Genomic DNA, 14,474 nt, shown 5'->3' with positions numbered 1-14,474 from the left:
GGCCGCGTGCCTGGCCCGACCACACCGGGAGGTGCCCAGAATGAAAGACCAAGACCAGAACGACAGCCAGGAAATCGGCCCAGCAGGCGAGAAGCTGCAAAAAGTCCTCGCCCGTATCGGCGTCGGTTCGCGCCGCGACGTGGAAGCCTGGATCACCCAGGGCCGGATCAAGGTCAACGGCAAAGATGCCACCTTGGGCCTGCGTGTCGACATGCACGATGCCATCACCATCGATGGCAAGGTGATCAAGCGTGAAGAGGCCGCCGAAACGGTGCGCCGCGTGATCATGTACAACAAGCCCGACGGCGAGATCTGCACCCGTGACGACCCGGAAGGCCGTCCGACCGTGTTCGACAAGATGCCACGTCCGAAAGAAGGCCGCTGGATCAACATCGGTCGCCTGGACATCAACACCACCGGTTTGCTGATGTTCACCACCGACGGTGAGCTGGCCAACCGTTTGATGCACCCATCCTACGAGATGGACCGCGAATACGCCGTGCGCGTACGTGGCGAAGTCGACGACGAGATGATCGAGCGCCTCAAGGCCGGCGTCGTGCTGGAAGATGGCCCGGCGCGTTTCACCGACATCAAGCAGGCGCCCGGCGGTGAAGGTTTCAACCACTGGTACCACTGCGTGGTGATGGAAGGCCGTAACCGTGAAGTGCGTCGCCTGTGGGAATCCCAGGGGTTGGTGGTCAGCCGTTTGAAGCGCGTGCGTTTCGGCCCGGTGTTCCTCAACTCCGACCTGCCGATGGGCCGCTGGCGTGAAATGAGCCAGTACGAAGTCGACATCCTGGCCGCCGAAGTGGGCCTCAAGCCGGTGGCGATGCCGCAGATGACCGCCAAGAGCAAGGACAAGCTGGAGCGGATGCAGCGTAAGTCTTCGCGTCCGATGGGCAAGACCGAGCGCGTGCGTACGCTGCGTCCGGCTGCTGAAGGTGCGCCGACCGGCCCGCGTCCTTCCCGCGAGCCGCAGATCGAAGGTGAACGCCCGGCCCGCAAGCCGGCGCCACGTCAGGACGGCGAACGCGGCCCGCGCACGCCACGCCCGGCCAATGGCCGGACTGAACGCGGTGAAGGTCGCGGTGCTCCAGCCGGTCGTGGTACGCCAGTGGCCGATCGCCCGGCCGACACCAAGCGCCCGGCCAAGCCGGCGCCGAAAAAGCGCCCGGGTATCGTCCTGGTCGACCGCGACGCGCCATCGGGCAAGCGCCGCGGGGCACCGGCGGGTTCGGGGCAACGTCCGGGGTTTGGGCGTCGCAAGCCTGAGTGAGGCAGCGGTAAGTTTCTAGCTGCTCGCGGCAAGAAAAAACGGCAACCATTGGGTTGCCGTTTTTTTTACCTGACTTTTAGTGATGCGGTATTAATAAGTCCGCCATCGCGAGCAGGCTCGCTCCCACAATGAGACGGCGCCGAGCTCGTATCCCCATTCACTGAAGATCAACTGTGGGAGCGAGCCTGCTCGCGATGGCGTCAGTAGCACCACCATTAAACTCAGCCTACAACACAAACCGCCCATCAAACATCGGCTCATTATCCAGGGCCAACACGCCAGCCTCGAAAATCAGATCCAGGTGATGGCTACCCTTGGCCCCGCCACCAAGCCCCAGGTGCAGGCCGCAATGGCGCTCCTCGAAGCCGGCATTGCGGGCGTACAGGCTCTTGACCCCTTCGTTGGTGCCGATTCCCAGTTCTTCGATGCGACGGTTGGATGGATTGGCGTCCAGGTACTTGTTGAAGTCGTGCTCCAAACCCGGAACGTCGGTGGCGATTTTCTGGATGGTGGAGTCTTCGATCCACAGCTCCAGCGGCGATTGCAGCACACCGTATTTGCGTGCGAACGGGATGGTGCTCAGGAATGTGCCGACGAATTTCACCCGGCCATTGATGGTGTCGCTGTGGGTGGCGATTTCGCCGGGGGCCAGGTCGTAGTTGCCGAGGCCGTTGATGTCGGTCCATTTCTTCACGCTGCCCAGGGCTGTGTCGAAATACGAACCGAGGTCATCCTGGAAGCTCAGGGTCGTCGCTTGGGACATGCGCCGGATCAGGTGACTGTTGAGCCCGGCGATACGCTGGGGAATCACGCTGAAAGTGTCGTAGAAATAGTCGCCGTAATCCTTGAACAGTAGCGATTTCTTCCAGTTTTCGGCCATCACGCCTTGCAGTGCGCGGACAAAGTCCGGGCCGTCGGGTCGAGGGTTGGGCAGGGTGGAGGAGTCGTAGAAGAAAATATACAGATCGCTGTCGGCAATGGCCTTGGACAGGCGTTCCGTGGATTCAAGGTCCAGGCGCATGGCACTGAACCGGAAGGGCGAACAGCTGCCAGCCTGTTCGGCGATGGCGCCGGTCAGCACTTCGTAGTCAGCTGTATGGCCGAGCAGCACCTTGGCGGGCTGGATGCCGGCCAGTGCGGGATGGTGTTCGAGGTAGTAAAGGAAATGTGAGATGGCTCGTTGTGTGTCCATGCTTATTCTTCCCTGACAAGTTCATTTAACTTCCCTGACAACCGGCAAATAGTGGCGGAGTCGACCGGCCGGATCGCCTCCGCCGGGCGATGCCTACAGAGGCCACATCGCCGTGCCGAATGGAACGACGGCGTCGGCTTGCATCATTTCAACGGCGGCTTCATGGGTTGGGGCTTCAAACCATTCGTCCAGTTGCAGTTCGGTTTCCAAGTCTTTGTCCAGTGCTTGCATAGTGAATCTCCTAGATGACTTTTACGGAAATTAGCGGCTCGATTCGGCGAGTGGAAACAGGCCGGCAACGGCACCGCAGAACTTGTCGGCACGATGCCTTGGCAAGTCGCTGAAAACCTAGTCGAGGGTTTTTTGGATTGCAAAAAAATAATTTTATTTTTTCGTTTGAACTTTTTGTTCCATTTTCGCCGTAAAAATTACTCATTCAAAAACAGTTGGCTGTGTAGTTTTTTGCTTAGGTAGCTAGCTACCGTCAATTTGCAGTCGGCTTACAGAAAAATCCCACATGGAAAGTTTGCGTTACGTCTTGTAAAGAAATGCTGACGATTTTTGCCTATCAAGCCGGGTTGAACCGGAGTTTGGCTGCGCTGTAAGAAAAAGCTGCCAAAGAGGTCGGTTTGACGGGGTTTCCGACACTTCGCAGCGCTTGTTTCAAACCAGCGGGACGGGTCAGATGCGCGGCAGACCTGAAGTACGGGATGCGCGGGTGTCTGGTCGCAGTGGGGCAGCGGTGTACAATGCGCCGCGTTTTACTGTGACCCTTCGCGTACCCACGCATTTTCAAGGTTATCCGCCTTGTTCACTCCGCCACGCCACGAGCGTGTCGGGTTCGATTTCGTCACAGATAAAAACAAATAGGTGACGCATGACCGTTGTAGAAAATACGCATTCAGGCGAGCTGAAGCGCGGCCTGAAAAATCGCCACATTCAACTGATCGCCCTCGGCGGCGCGATCGGTACCGGCCTGTTCCTCGGTTCGGCGGGCGTACTGAAATCGGCCGGCCCATCGATGATCCTCGGCTACGCCATTTGTGGTCTCATCGCTTTCATGATCATGCGCCAGCTGGGTGAAATGATCGTCGAAGAGCCCGTGGCCGGTTCCTTCAGTCACTTTGCCCACAAGTACTGGGGTGGTTTCGCCGGTTTCCTGTCGGGCTGGAACTGCTGGATCCTCTACATCCTGGTGGGCATGTCCGAGCTGACGGCGGTCGGCAAGTACATCCACTACTGGGCGCCGGACATTCCGACCTGGGCCTCGGCTGCCGCGTTTTTCGTGCTGATCAACGCCATCAACCTGGCCAACGTCAAAGTCTTTGGCGAAGCCGAATTCTGGTTCGCGATCATCAAGGTCGTGGCGATTGTCGGCATGATTGCCCTGGGCAGCTACCTGCTGGTCAGTGGCCATGGCGGCCCGCAAGCGTCGGTGACCAACCTGTGGTCCCACGGTGGATTCTTCCCCAACGGCGTGAGCGGGTTGGTGATGGCCATGGCGATCATCATGTTCTCCTTCGGTGGCCTGGAAATGCTCGGTTTCACCGCCGCCGAGGCCGACAAGCCGAAAACCGTGATCCCCAAGGCCATCAACCAGGTGATCTACCGGATCCTGATTTTCTATATCGGCGCACTCGTGGTGCTGCTGTCCCTGACCCCTTGGGACAGCCTGCTGACCACCCTCAACGCTTCCGGCGATGCCTACAGCGGCAGCCCGTTCGTGCAGGTGTTCTCGATGCTGGGCAGCAACACCGCCGCGCACATCCTCAACTTCGTCGTGCTGACCGCCGCGCTGTCGGTGTACAACAGCGGCACCTATTGCAACAGCCGCATGCTGCTGGGCATGGCCGAGCAGGGCGATGCGCCCAAGGCCTTGGCCAAGATCGACAAGCGCGGCGTGCCAGTGCGTTCGATCCTCGCCTCGGCGGCCGTGACGCTGGTGGCGGTGTTGCTGAACTACCTGATCCCGCAACATGCGTTGGAGTTGCTGATGTCGCTGGTGGTCGCGACCCTGGTGATCAACTGGGCGATGATCAGCTACTCGCACTTCAAGTTCCGCCAGCACATGAACCAGACCCGCCAGACACCGCTGTTCAAGGCGCTGTGGTATCCGTACGGCAACTTCATTTGCCTGGCGTTCGTGGTGTTCATCCTCGGCGTAATGTTGCTGATCCCCGGCATCCAGATTTCGGTCTATGCGATTCCGGTGTGGGTGGTGTTCATGTGGGGGTGCTACGTCATCAAGAACAAGCGCAGTGCCCGGCATGAACTGGCTGTGGTGGCTGCCGCCAAGTAAGCGACCCCCTAAAACAACAAACCCGGCCGAGCGCCGGGTTTGTTGTTTTAGGGGAAGGTGTTGTCCGGGGGATTCGCGGTATCCTGTGGGGCCTGATACCGGACGCTTTCCATGCTGGCGATTTCCAACACCGTGCACATCCCCGACGCCGAGATCGAGCTGACGGCCATCCGTGCCCAGGGTGCAGGTGGGCAGAACGTCAACAAGGTTTCCAGCGCCGTGCACTTGCGCTTCGACATTCCGGCCTCGTCGCTGCCTGAATTCTACAAGGAGCGGCTGCTGGCCCTGCGCGACAGCCGCATCACCAGCGACGGTGTGCTGATCATCAAGGCACAGCAATATCGCACGCAGGAACAGAACCGGGCCGATGCCCTGGAGCGTCTGGTCGAACTGATCCTCAGCGCCACCAAGGTCGAAAAGAAACGCCGCCCGACCAAGCCGACCCTGGGTTCGAAAAAGCGTCGCCTGGAATCCAAGACCAAGCGCGGTTCGATCAAGGCCGGGCGCGGCAAAGTGGATTTCTAGTTTCTTTCCCGCTCCTGGCGATGCTTTGGCGCCTGTCGGTACAGGTAGATGCTCAATGCCAGGCCACCCAGGGCCGCCAGTGCGGCGAACAAGAAGATCGAGGCAAAGCCAAAACCTGCTGCAATCGCGCCAGCCAATGGCCCGGTGATCCCCAACGACAAGTCAATGAACAGCGAATAAGCGCCCACCGCCGCGCCACGGCTGGAGGCCGGCACCAGGTTGACCGCTTCCACGCCCAGCGCCGGAAACACCAGGGAAAAACCGAAGCCGCTCAACGCCGCGCCCGCCAAGGCCCAATGGGCATCCGGAGCGAGCCACAGCAGCAACAACCCCAGGGTTTCCACCGACAGGCAGGCAATCGCCACGCGAAAGCCGCCCAGGCGGTTGATCAGGTTGCCAAAGAGCAAACGCGCGCCGATGAAGCTGGCGCCGAACAGGCTCAGGCACAGCACCGCGTTGTCCCAGTGCTGCGTTGCGTAATACAGGGTGATGAACGTGGCGATGGTGCCAAATCCGATGGAGCCCAGGGCCAGGCCACAGCCGTGGGGCAGGACGCGTCCCAGCACGTGCATGAACGGCAGGCGCTCGCCTGCGACGATGGGCGCGGCGGTTTTGCGCCAGGCAAGTGCCAAGCCCAGCAAGCCCAACAAGATAATACTGACGCCCATGCTCCACAGTCCCAACGCATTGACCAGCCACACACCCAGCGGCGCGCCAATTGCCAGCGCGCCGTAGCTGGCGATGCCGTTCCAGGAAATCACCTTCGCGGTATTCGCCGCGCCGACCCGGCCAATGCCCCAGCCAATCGAACCGGAGCCCACCAGGCTTTCCGCGCTGCCCAGCACCAGGCGACCGATCAACAGGCTGATCAGGCTGAACACTGGCAGATGGGGCGTCCAGGCAGACACCAGCATGAACACACCGCTCAGACCGCAGCCGGCGAGGCCGAACATGACCGCACGCTTGCTCCCCAGGTTGTCGATGATCTTTCCTGCATAAGGACGGCTGAGCAGGGTGGCCAGGTACTGCACGCTGATCACCAGCCCGGCGATCACCGCGCCGAAACCCAGCTCGCCGTGGACATATCCAGGTAACACGGCCAGGGGAATACCGATGTTCAGGTAGCCAATGAATGTGAACAGGACGATGGAGACGACTTGCAGCGTGACCGCCAGGGGGCGCTGGGAATCTGACATGAGGAAAAGGTCCACGGAGCAGCAGGATAGATAGGCTGCTTATGATAACGGCGAGCGTGGTGGCTGGTCTTGGAAAAGTAAAACTATTTGCCCAATGGTTGCTCAGCGATCGTTTTGTCCGGCGACCAGGTGCGTGGTGACCAGCGCGGCGAGGGCGTTTTCTTCGGTGCCGAAACGAGCCAGCAGGGCAGCTTGTTTCTCGGGAGAAAGGCGTGTCCAGATCTCGACCATTTTCTCGGCGGTGCCGATCAGTACGCTGGCCTGGGCTTCGCTGAAGGTCGGGGTGTCATCGGTCATGGTGCGGGGGCTCGGGATTCAGGCAGTGTGGAAAGCGCATATTAGCGCTTTCCACACGGTCTGGTGGTGCGGGTGAATCAGTCTTCGCTGTCGGCCTGGCGGCGTTCAGTGGCTTCTTTCGGCTCGGGTTGCTGGGCGTCTGGTTGCCCCCCGGCTTGTAGCGTGGTCGTCTGCTCAGTGTCGTGCAGGCTTGGGAAGGGGAGATTAGGGATCTCGTGCATATCGCGCTCCTCGCAAAGTCTGTTGATAGATCTGGTAGATCCGCGCTTTTAAAAAGCCTGGGCAGGATACCCCAGGAGAAATGACAAAAAGACTTTTAAATCCCGTTGTGCCGACAAAAGGGGTTGTCTGGACAGGTCATGTTCAATAGTCGCGGCGCTTGCGAAAGGCCCAGCGGCCAGCAATCAACGTGAAGGTCGCCACCAGCGCCACCAGGATCCAGAAGCCTTCGGGATCACCGGCAAGCGGCACGCCACCGACGTTCATGCCAAAGAACCCGGCAATGATGTTGATGGGCAACGCCAACACTGTGACCACTGTCAGGGTGAACAGGGTGCGGTTGCTTTGTTCGTTGAGGTTGGCGGCGATTTCTTCCTGCAACAGCTTGATCCGTTCGCTCAACGCGGTGAGGTCGTTGATGATCAGGGCGAATTCCTCGGTGGATTTGCGCAGTTCCTTGACGTCTTCTTTCTGCAACCATTGCGGCGGGCGGTTGAGCAGGCGCAGCAACGAACCCGGCTCCAGGGCCAGCAAGCGTTGCAGGCGCACCAGTACCCGGCGGTTGCTGCCCAGCTCGGCGCGGTTGGTGGACAGCCGCGAGGACAGCAACTGATCTTCGACCAGGTCGACGCTGAGGCTGGTCTTGCGCACGATCTGGGTCAGCACCTCGCCCTGGTCGCGCAGCAAGTGCACGAGTAACTCCACGGGCGAGCGAAAGCGCTCTCCGGCCTTGACCGACGAGCGCAGCTTGTCGACCGAGTGCAGGGGCTGCAAGCGTGCGCTGACAAGCAATCGGCTGTGCACGCACACCCACAATGTGGAGACATCCGAGGACACCAGGTTGCTGAGGTTGAACACGACGTCGTTCACCACGGCCAGCAACGCCGAGTCGACATGCTCGATGCGGGTCGAGCGTGAACCTTCGTGCAAGGCTTCGAAAAACTCCTGAGGCAGGGCCAGGTGATTTTTCATCCAACGCTCGCATGCGGCATGAGCCAGGTTCAGGTGCAGCCAGAGGAATTCATCGGCGTCTTGCGGGTGTTGCAGGCTTTGCAGGGCCTGGGCCGAATCGATCTCCCGGCCACGTTCGCCAGGTCGAAAACGAAACCCGTAAAGCAGGCCGAACAGGTCCGGATCGCGATGGCTTTGGTCGATGCTGTGGTTCATGAAGTCTCGCTGGCGGGAAGTGCCTGTCGCAGCGGCCACAGGTTCACTTGTAGGCATCATCGCAAGCTTTCTTGAAAGTTTTGTGACGATTCCATGGGCACCGCCCAACTGGCCCTACCGGTGGTCGCCAAGGCTCAAGCGTGCCCCAGACAGGCCGATGGCTTGTACATATCCCCCCGTATTCGGGTTGCGACGCGGTGTGTTGCGGACATGGAGGTCGGGACATCGTTCCTGTTCTTTTCGCTGCTTAGAGATTGCTCCCCATGTTTTTACAGAAATCCCTCAGAGCCCAGATCCTTGCCCTGTTGAGCGGCAGCCTGTTGGCGATGTTGCTGATCGCCCTGGCGTCCTTTCATTTCCTTTCCAACGGTGTCCAGAACTATCACAACTTGATCGAGGGTCCGTTGCGTGCCTCGCAGTTGATCGATGAGGCCAACCTGCAGTTCAAGGTGCAGGTGCAGGAATGGAAAAACGTCCTGCTGCGCGGCAAGCAACCGGCGGATCTGGATAAATACTGGAAGCAGTTCGAGGAGCGTCAGCGTGATGTCCAAGGCATCCTCGGCGAATTGATCGGGCGTGCTGGTGTGCCGGCACCCGTCAAGACGCGTATCGAGGCCCTGCGCGATGAGCATCGTCAGTTGGGCGCGGCTTACCAAAAGGGCCGTGATGCCTTTGTCGCCTCCGGTGGCGATCCAGCGGCGGGCGATGCGGCGGTCAAGGGCGTGGACCGTGCGGCCAGTGAGCAAATGAGTGCGCTGGTGGTGGAGCTGCGCAAGCTGGGCACCGAGCAATCGATGCTGATCAGCGCCGGTGCCGATCGCACGATCATGCTCGGCACGGTGATCATGCTGGTGTCGGGCATGTTGATTGGGTTGTTCAGCCTGTGGTTGGTCAATCGCAACCTGGTTCAACCGATCCGTAACCTGATCGAATACGTGACCCGACTCAGTCATGGGCGTTTCGCCGAACGTGTGACGAGCAACCGTCAGGACGAACTGGGCAATCTGGCGGTAGCGGCCAACACACTGCGTGATTTCCTTGCCGAAACCTTTACCCGCCTGCAACGCAGTGCCACGGAACTGGACAGTGCCAGCGGTGAGCTCAATGCCATCGCCAGCCTGATGAGCCAGGGCACCAGCGAGCAATTCGAACGCACCGATCAGGTGGCGACGGCGATGAACGAAATGTCCGCCACGGCCCAGGAAGTGGCCCGCCATGCCGCCGACGCGGCGCGGGCGGCCGATGATGCCGATCAATCGGCGCAACAGGGCGAGCAGGTCATGCAAGGGACCATTCGCACTATTACCCAAATGCGCGGTGAGATCGCCAACACGGCTACGGTCATCCGTCAGTTGGAAACCGACAGCGGGCGCATCGGCAAGGTGCTGGAGGTGATCCGCGGGATTGCCGAGCAGACCAACCTGCTGGCCCTCAACGCTGCCATTGAAGCGGCGCGGGCCGGGGAGGCGGGACGCGGTTTCGCGGTGGTTGCCGATGAGGTGCGTAGCCTGGCCCAGCGCACTGCGTCGTCGATCATCGAGATCAACCAGATCATCCAGACTGTACAAACCGGTGCGGTGGACGCGGCCCACGCCATTGAGAGTGGACAGTCCCGCAGCGAAGAAAGCGTGGAGCAAGTGACCCAGGCCGGTGCGATGCTCGAGCGCATCACCCAGGCAGTCGAAGCCATTCGCGACATGAACCGCCAGATCGCCACCGCTGCCGAGGAGCAGACTTCCGTGGCCGAAGACATTTCGCGCAACCTGACTGAAATCACCTGCATAGCCAGCACTAACCTGGACAATGTGCAACGCACCGAAGCCGCCAGTCGGGATCTGCATGGCTTGTCGGGGCAGTTGAATGAAGTGACGGCACGGTTGAGTGCCTGACGGTAGTTCGCGTTAGTTATCGATAAACGCAAAAGAGCCGCGCAACCCCAAGGTTACGCGGCTCTTTTCTACTGATGGATCAAGTGTCTTGCTTGTTGCTCAAGACCTTGCCGGTCGTGGCATCAAAGTCCACGTCGAATTCTTTACCGTCGGCGGTTTTCAATTCGACTTCATACTCATAACCGTTGAAATGATTGTCCAGGTCGGTGTCGGTGATGGTCGCGCCCGGGTGCAACTTCAGGGCTTCTTCGTTCATCGATTCAAGGGACTTGATCTTGCCTTCCTTGACCAGTTGTGGGATCTGGTCGATGCGTACATCGGCCTGGGCCAGGCCCGCGGTGAGGGTCAGGGCGGCAGCGGTGAACAGGGCAGTCAAAGTTTTCATAAGTTCTTTCCTTGGTGTCATTAAGGGGGGAGTCGTTTAAGTGGTGCCAGATTATCTGTGGCAACTTAATTCACCCTTAATTCGAAAAAACTTCTGAAGTGCCGAGTGGGGGCCTATGGGGCAAAGTCCTCCCCCATAGGCGTGTTCGGGTTCAGTAGCCGTTCTTTTCCAGTAACTGCGCGACGCTGCCAGTCTCGGGGCGCTTGAAGTAGTTGAGCAGTTCACTGGCGCGGTTGGTGAAGATGCCATCGACGCCGGCATCCATCACTTTCTTGAAGTCCACCGCTTCATCCACGGTGTAGACATGCACCAGCAGACCCTGGTCATGGGTGTACTGGTTCATCCACGGTTGCACCAGGTCCGAGTAACTCTGGCTACCGCCGTGGGTCAAGGCGGCGGACGGTCCGGTGCCTATCGCACCCTGAGCCTTGGCGTACTGGACCCACTTTTCGAATTCGGCCTTGTCCTTGGGTTCCTGCTTGGCGTAATAGACCGCCTTGTCCGTTTCACCGGATTGGGCAAAAGGCACCTTGGACTTGGGCTCGATGTTGCCTTCGCCCACCCACAACAGCAGGATCTTCGGCACTTTCGGCATCTCTTTGTGCAGCAGTTCGAGGCTGCTCTTTTCAAAGGTCTGCAAGACCACCTTGCCCTTGCCCTGGCCGACCCCGGTGGCGCGTTTGGCCAGTTTCGACCCGGCTGGGCTCAGCCAGCCGCGGTCCTGCAATTTGTCCTTCAGATCACGTTCGATGCCGGGGAACAGCTTCGGCTCCTTGGTCTCGATGTACAGCCCTGGTTTGTGCAGCGGGTTGCCCTCGGCGATGTCGATCACTTCATCCAGGGTGAGGATTTTCAGGCCGGCGAATGAAGGGCGGGCACGGTCCGGGTAGGCGGTGTTGAACCAGCTGCCGGCATCGAGAGTCTTGAGTTCCGCCATGGTGAACTGGTTGGCGGTGCTGTCCTTGCGTTCGGGAAACTTGGCCGCGACATCCGTGGTGCGCAGCAGGCTGTCGTCATGCAGGACGAACAACACACCGTCCTTGCTGCGTTGCAGGTCCAGTTCCAGATAGTCGGCGCCCAGGTCTCGGGCCAGTTTGTAGGCCGCGGCAGTGGATTCCGGCGCGTCGAACGAAGCGCCACGGTGGGCGATGACCGCCGGGTGCGGAATGCCCTGGAGGGCTGCCAGCGCCTTGGGTGACGAGGCCTCGGAGGCTTGTGTCTGGCCGAAGCCGAGCAACAGGCTCAGCACCAAGGCGCTGCGGGTAAAAGTGACAGGCATGCTCGAAATCCTTTCGTGGGTGTGTGCAAAAACCTATCTTTTAGCAACTGAACGCTGTCGGCGCTATCGCCATACCGACATAAACGTGTGCAAAGCAGAATTTTCCCACGCATTTCCAGGATGCTTTGCAGTACCCTTGGCAGCACCAGTTTCCCCGGCAGAGGGAAACCCGAAACCATCGTTCACTTGCCCTGCGTGTAAACCATCGATCAGACGTCCCGAGGGACGCATCCATGAGGTTTACCATGCGCACCACTTCGACATTCATCTGCCAGGCCGCCGACCAGCTCAAGGGGTTTGTCGGTCTGAACCGCAAGACCGGCCACTACATCGTACGTTTCAGCGAAGACGCCTTTGGCATGGACGTGGCCGACGACGGCATCATTCCCGCCAGCGAGTTTGTCTGGGCTGAGGTGGCAGACGGCACCATGGCCCTCAAGCGCGAGCGCATCCAGTTGTTGCTGGACCAGCACATCGACGACCGCATCAACCTCACCGAACCTTTACGGGTGTACATGGCCCGCAGCGACCTGCCGGAAATCGTGGCGGTGCGGCAGTTGGTGACAGGCTGAAGCCGGGATCTCGAGTTGAACAAGGAACACTGTGGGAGCAAGCTCAGCTCCCACAGTGGATTTGTGGTGAAGGAAGGCTCTGTGAACACCCGAGATTCAGTGTGGGAGTGGGCTTGCTCGCGAAGACGGTGGAACATTCAGCACCGATTCAAGCATCAGGTTTGGCGTTGGAACGCATAATCGCGTTCAACCTTGCACACCCGCGTGTGGCAGTAGGCATACCAGGTGGAGCGGCCACGCTCGCGGATCGCGCTATGCTCGGGATGCTGCTTCCAGGCCAGGATCGCCGCTTCGCTGCTCCAGTAGGACACGGTGATGCCCAAGCCATCTTCACCGCGGGCCGATTCGACGCCGAGAAACCCTGGCTGCTCTCGAGCCAAGGCCAACATGCGCTCGGCGGCTTCGGCGTAGCCTTGGTCACCCTCGGTGCGCAGGGAGGTGAAGATCACCGCATAGTAATGGGCACTCATCGTGTTGCCCTGGCGCATGCTTCGACAAACGCGTTGACCAGCGGTGGCATGCGCCCCTCCAGCGCAGCACGCTCAGGTTGGAATAGCGTCGCGACAAAGAATGGATGATCGCGCAGCTCTACCGCCCGCAGGTCGCCAGCCGAATCCCGGGCCACGGCGTGCAGACGCTGGCTCAGCAAGTCTTTTTCAAAATCCGGATTGACCCCAAAACGGCAATGATAGCCCTCGAAAATCGTCTGGCGACCATAGGCCCTGGCGATCAGGGAACCCACTTCGAGCTGGAGGCTGTCGATGGTTTCGACCAAGGCGCAGCTCAGCGGCGTCAACAGGGCCCGCTCAGCCTCGGGAGCGGTTTCGCCATGGGCGGCATCGGCCCAGCCCATCACGTTACGGGCGTATTCCAGCAAGGCATGCTGAAAGCCGCCGCAGGTGCCCAGGAAAGGGCGACGCTGTTCCCGAGCAAAACGAATCGCGTGCAAGGCGCCGCCTTCGCTTCGGTAAGGACTGCCGGGCACGCACCAGACGCCATCGAAGTCATCCAGAACGTTGTTGTCGGCGATGGCGTCGGTTGCCAACCACTGGCAGCTACTCTCTTGTCCGGTTTGCCTGGCGATGAGCTCAAGGGCGCGGGGGATCGCCCGATGGGCCGTTATCTGTGGGTCATAGTCGCCGACCAGAGCGATGTGTAAAGAACGCTGGTTTTCCATGGGATGTTCGCCGCTTGTTGATTGCTGGTCGCCACTATAGATTGGCGTTCACGCAATCAATATTGGCGTTTATCCAAGTGTTCAATGCATCGACGCACTATCGTCTGGACTACCCGGATCTGTCCCTGATCCTCGCGCTGGTCCGTGGTGGCTCACTGGCTCGGGCTGCGCGACTGCTGCAAGTGGATGTGTCCACGGTATTCCGCTCGGTACGCCGACTCGAGGCGGCCCTGGGCCAACCCTTGTTCGAAAAAAGTCGTTCTGGATACCTGCCCACGAGCCTGGCCCAAGCATTGGCTGAGCAGGCCGAGCGCGCGGAGCAGGCTTTGGAGGCAGCGCGGATCGGTGTGGAGCAGGGGGGCGAGGTCGTCAGCGGCACGGTACGACTGACGTGCACCGACTCGGTCCTGCAAGCATTGCTGCTGCCGGCGTTGGCGAGGTTCATGCCCGACTACCCGGCATTGACCCTTGAGCTGAGCACCTCGAACGACTTCGCCAACCTGAGCCGCCGTGATGCCGACATTGCGTTGCGTTTGACCCGTACGCCGCCGGAACACCTGGTTGGGCGAAATCTGGGGCGCGTGACTTACCGGGTATGTGTCGGCGCCACGTACCTGCGCTCGGCGAGTCCGGATGATTTGGCCTCCATGACCTGGATCGCGCCGGACGACTTCCTTCCCGATCACCCCACCGTGGCCTGGCGCCGCCAATCGCTACCCGGCGTGGTGCCTGCTTATCGCTGCAACAGCATGCTTTCGGTCACCGAGCTGGTGCGAGCCGGCTTGGGCGTTGCGGCGCTGCCGGACTTTCTGATCGATGAACGCCAGGGCCTGAGGCCCCTTGGCGAACCGCTGGAGGGGTATGACACGGCCCTGTGGCTCCTGACTCGTCCGGACTGCCGGGCCTTGCGTTCGGTGGTGACCTTGTTCGATGAGCTGGGGCGCAATCTGCGCTGGCGCTGACTTTCAACGGGGCAGGGTGCGCATGACTCTGGATGACGG

Annotated in this window: 16 protein-coding genes; 6 read left to right on the top strand and 10 right to left on the bottom strand. The window is 60.2% G+C overall.

Features of this window, described 5'->3' with window-relative positions; genetic code table 11:
- The first annotated feature begins 40 nt into the window (after positions 1-40).
- Positions 41-1,276, top strand: coding sequence for a 23S rRNA pseudouridine(2605) synthase RluB (rluB, locus tag PSH86_RS23525; protein WP_109753884.1), 1,236 nt, complete (start codon positions 41-43; stop codon positions 1,274-1,276).
- Positions 1,277-1,502: 226 nt separating this feature from the next.
- Here rluB and PSH86_RS23520 read toward each other — a convergent pair whose 3' ends face one another.
- Both PSH86_RS23520 and PSH86_RS23515 read right to left on the bottom strand, forming a co-directional pair.
- Positions 1,503-2,468 carry a leucyl aminopeptidase gene (locus tag PSH86_RS23520; RefSeq protein WP_305485257.1) on the bottom strand — a complete coding sequence of 322 codons (966 nt, stop codon included), beginning with the start codon at positions 2,466-2,468 and terminating at the stop codon, positions 1,503-1,505.
- Between the two features lie 93 nt (positions 2,469-2,561).
- Positions 2,562-2,699 (bottom strand): hypothetical protein, encoded by a 138-nt coding sequence (locus PSH86_RS23515; RefSeq protein ID WP_003178782.1) that lies wholly within the window; start codon positions 2,697-2,699, stop codon positions 2,562-2,564.
- A 646-nt stretch (positions 2,700-3,345) separates the two neighbouring features.
- Here PSH86_RS23515 and PSH86_RS23510 point away from each other — a divergent pair.
- Positions 3,346-4,767, top strand: coding sequence for an amino acid permease (locus tag PSH86_RS23510; protein WP_249015471.1), 1,422 nt, complete (start codon positions 3,346-3,348; stop codon positions 4,765-4,767).
- A gap of 111 nt (positions 4,768-4,878) precedes the next feature.
- On the top strand, positions 4,879-5,292 hold the full coding sequence (arfB, locus tag PSH86_RS23505) for an alternative ribosome rescue aminoacyl-tRNA hydrolase ArfB (protein ID WP_025215135.1): 414 nt from the start codon (positions 4,879-4,881) through the stop codon (positions 5,290-5,292).
- Here the strand turns inward: arfB and PSH86_RS23500 are convergent.
- The 4 genes from PSH86_RS23500 to PSH86_RS23485 form a co-directional block, all read right to left on the bottom strand.
- Positions 5,289-6,488 carry an MFS transporter gene (locus PSH86_RS23500; protein WP_116833299.1) on the bottom strand — a complete coding sequence of 400 codons (1,200 nt, stop codon included), beginning with the start codon at positions 6,486-6,488 and terminating at the stop codon, positions 5,289-5,291. The genes arfB and PSH86_RS23500 overlap by 4 nt on opposite strands.
- Before the next feature lie 102 nt (positions 6,489-6,590).
- Positions 6,591-6,785, bottom strand: coding sequence for a hypothetical protein (locus PSH86_RS23495; RefSeq protein ID WP_109753888.1), 195 nt, complete (start codon positions 6,783-6,785; stop codon positions 6,591-6,593).
- A gap of 77 nt (positions 6,786-6,862) precedes the next feature.
- Entirely contained in the window at positions 6,863-7,006 is a 144-nt protein-coding gene (locus PSH86_RS23490; RefSeq protein WP_162893862.1) for a hypothetical protein, read from the bottom strand.
- Between the two features lie 142 nt (positions 7,007-7,148).
- On the bottom strand, positions 7,149-8,171 hold the full coding sequence (locus PSH86_RS23485; RefSeq protein ID WP_305485250.1) for a transporter: 1,023 nt from the start codon (positions 8,169-8,171) through the stop codon (positions 7,149-7,151).
- Positions 8,172-8,434: 263 nt separating this feature from the next.
- Here PSH86_RS23485 and PSH86_RS23480 point away from each other — a divergent pair, with 263 nt between their 5' ends.
- Positions 8,435-10,060 carry a methyl-accepting chemotaxis protein gene (locus PSH86_RS23480; RefSeq protein WP_163857079.1) on the top strand — a complete coding sequence of 542 codons (1,626 nt, stop codon included), beginning with the start codon at positions 8,435-8,437 and terminating at the stop codon, positions 10,058-10,060.
- A 79-nt stretch (positions 10,061-10,139) separates the two neighbouring features.
- Here PSH86_RS23480 and PSH86_RS23475 read toward each other — a convergent pair whose 3' ends face one another.
- Both PSH86_RS23475 and PSH86_RS23470 read right to left on the bottom strand, forming a co-directional pair.
- On the bottom strand, positions 10,140-10,445 hold the full coding sequence (locus PSH86_RS23475) for a PepSY domain-containing protein (protein ID WP_053124450.1): 306 nt from the start codon (positions 10,443-10,445) through the stop codon (positions 10,140-10,142).
- A 151-nt stretch (positions 10,446-10,596) separates the two neighbouring features.
- Positions 10,597-11,724, bottom strand: coding sequence for a glycerophosphodiester phosphodiesterase (locus PSH86_RS23470; RefSeq protein ID WP_305485243.1), 1,128 nt, complete (start codon positions 11,722-11,724; stop codon positions 10,597-10,599).
- Positions 11,725-11,969: 245 nt separating this feature from the next.
- Here PSH86_RS23470 and PSH86_RS23465 point away from each other — a divergent pair, with 245 nt between their 5' ends.
- Positions 11,970-12,296, top strand: coding sequence for a DUF2025 family protein (locus PSH86_RS23465; protein WP_109753892.1), 327 nt, complete (start codon positions 11,970-11,972; stop codon positions 12,294-12,296).
- A 155-nt stretch (positions 12,297-12,451) separates the two neighbouring features.
- Here PSH86_RS23465 and PSH86_RS23460 read toward each other — a convergent pair whose 3' ends face one another.
- Entirely contained in the window at positions 12,452-12,766 is a 315-nt protein-coding gene (locus PSH86_RS23460; RefSeq protein WP_109753893.1) for an antibiotic biosynthesis monooxygenase, read from the bottom strand.
- Complete coding sequence (locus PSH86_RS23455; protein ID WP_305485238.1) at positions 12,763-13,473, bottom strand: CTP synthase; 711 nt, start codon at positions 13,471-13,473, stop codon at positions 12,763-12,765. Before PSH86_RS23455 ends, PSH86_RS23460 begins: the two co-directional genes overlap by 4 nt.
- Positions 13,474-13,487: 14 nt before the next feature.
- Between PSH86_RS23455 and PSH86_RS23450 the strand changes: the two genes are divergently transcribed.
- Positions 13,488-14,435, top strand: a complete 948-nt coding sequence (locus PSH86_RS23450) for a LysR family transcriptional regulator (RefSeq protein ID WP_212801362.1) — start codon at positions 13,488-13,490, stop codon at positions 14,433-14,435.
- The last annotated feature ends 39 nt before the right edge of the window (positions 14,436-14,474 follow it).

The organism is Pseudomonas sp. FP2300 (assembly GCF_030687595.1).
GTDB lineage: Bacteria > Pseudomonadota > Gammaproteobacteria > Pseudomonadales > Pseudomonadaceae > Aquipseudomonas > Aquipseudomonas bijieensis.
Note: the sequence above shows the minus strand (reverse complement) of the source record. Positions and strands in the feature narration are given on the sequence as shown.

Excerpts from the sequence above, each read along its gene's own strand:
- rluB (WP_109753884.1), top strand. The coding sequence starts at position 41 with ATGAAAGACCAAGACCAGAACGACAGCCAGGAAATCGGCCCAGCAGGC.
- PSH86_RS23520 (WP_305485257.1), bottom strand. The coding sequence starts at position 2,468 with ATGGACACACAACGAGCCATCTCACATTTCCTTTACTACCTCGAACAC.
- PSH86_RS23515 (WP_003178782.1), bottom strand. The coding sequence starts at position 2,699 with ATGCAAGCACTGGACAAAGACTTGGAAACCGAACTGCAACTGGACGAA.
- PSH86_RS23510 (WP_249015471.1), top strand. The coding sequence starts at position 3,346 with ATGACCGTTGTAGAAAATACGCATTCAGGCGAGCTGAAGCGCGGCCTG.
- arfB (WP_025215135.1), top strand. The coding sequence starts at position 4,879 with ATGCTGGCGATTTCCAACACCGTGCACATCCCCGACGCCGAGATCGAG.
- PSH86_RS23500 (WP_116833299.1), bottom strand. The coding sequence starts at position 6,488 with ATGTCAGATTCCCAGCGCCCCCTGGCGGTCACGCTGCAAGTCGTCTCC.
- PSH86_RS23495 (WP_109753888.1), bottom strand. The coding sequence starts at position 6,785 with ATGACCGATGACACCCCGACCTTCAGCGAAGCCCAGGCCAGCGTACTG.
- PSH86_RS23490 (WP_162893862.1), bottom strand. The coding sequence starts at position 7,006 with ATGCACGAGATCCCTAATCTCCCCTTCCCAAGCCTGCACGACACTGAG.
- PSH86_RS23485 (WP_305485250.1), bottom strand. The coding sequence starts at position 8,171 with ATGAACCACAGCATCGACCAAAGCCATCGCGATCCGGACCTGTTCGGC.
- PSH86_RS23480 (WP_163857079.1), top strand. The coding sequence starts at position 8,435 with ATGTTTTTACAGAAATCCCTCAGAGCCCAGATCCTTGCCCTGTTGAGC.
- PSH86_RS23475 (WP_053124450.1), bottom strand. The coding sequence starts at position 10,445 with ATGAAAACTTTGACTGCCCTGTTCACCGCTGCCGCCCTGACCCTCACC.
- PSH86_RS23470 (WP_305485243.1), bottom strand. The coding sequence starts at position 11,724 with ATGCCTGTCACTTTTACCCGCAGCGCCTTGGTGCTGAGCCTGTTGCTC.
- PSH86_RS23465 (WP_109753892.1), top strand. The coding sequence starts at position 11,970 with ATGCGCACCACTTCGACATTCATCTGCCAGGCCGCCGACCAGCTCAAG.
- PSH86_RS23460 (WP_109753893.1), bottom strand. The coding sequence starts at position 12,766 with ATGAGTGCCCATTACTATGCGGTGATCTTCACCTCCCTGCGCACCGAG.
- PSH86_RS23455 (WP_305485238.1), bottom strand. The coding sequence starts at position 13,473 with ATGGAAAACCAGCGTTCTTTACACATCGCTCTGGTCGGCGACTATGAC.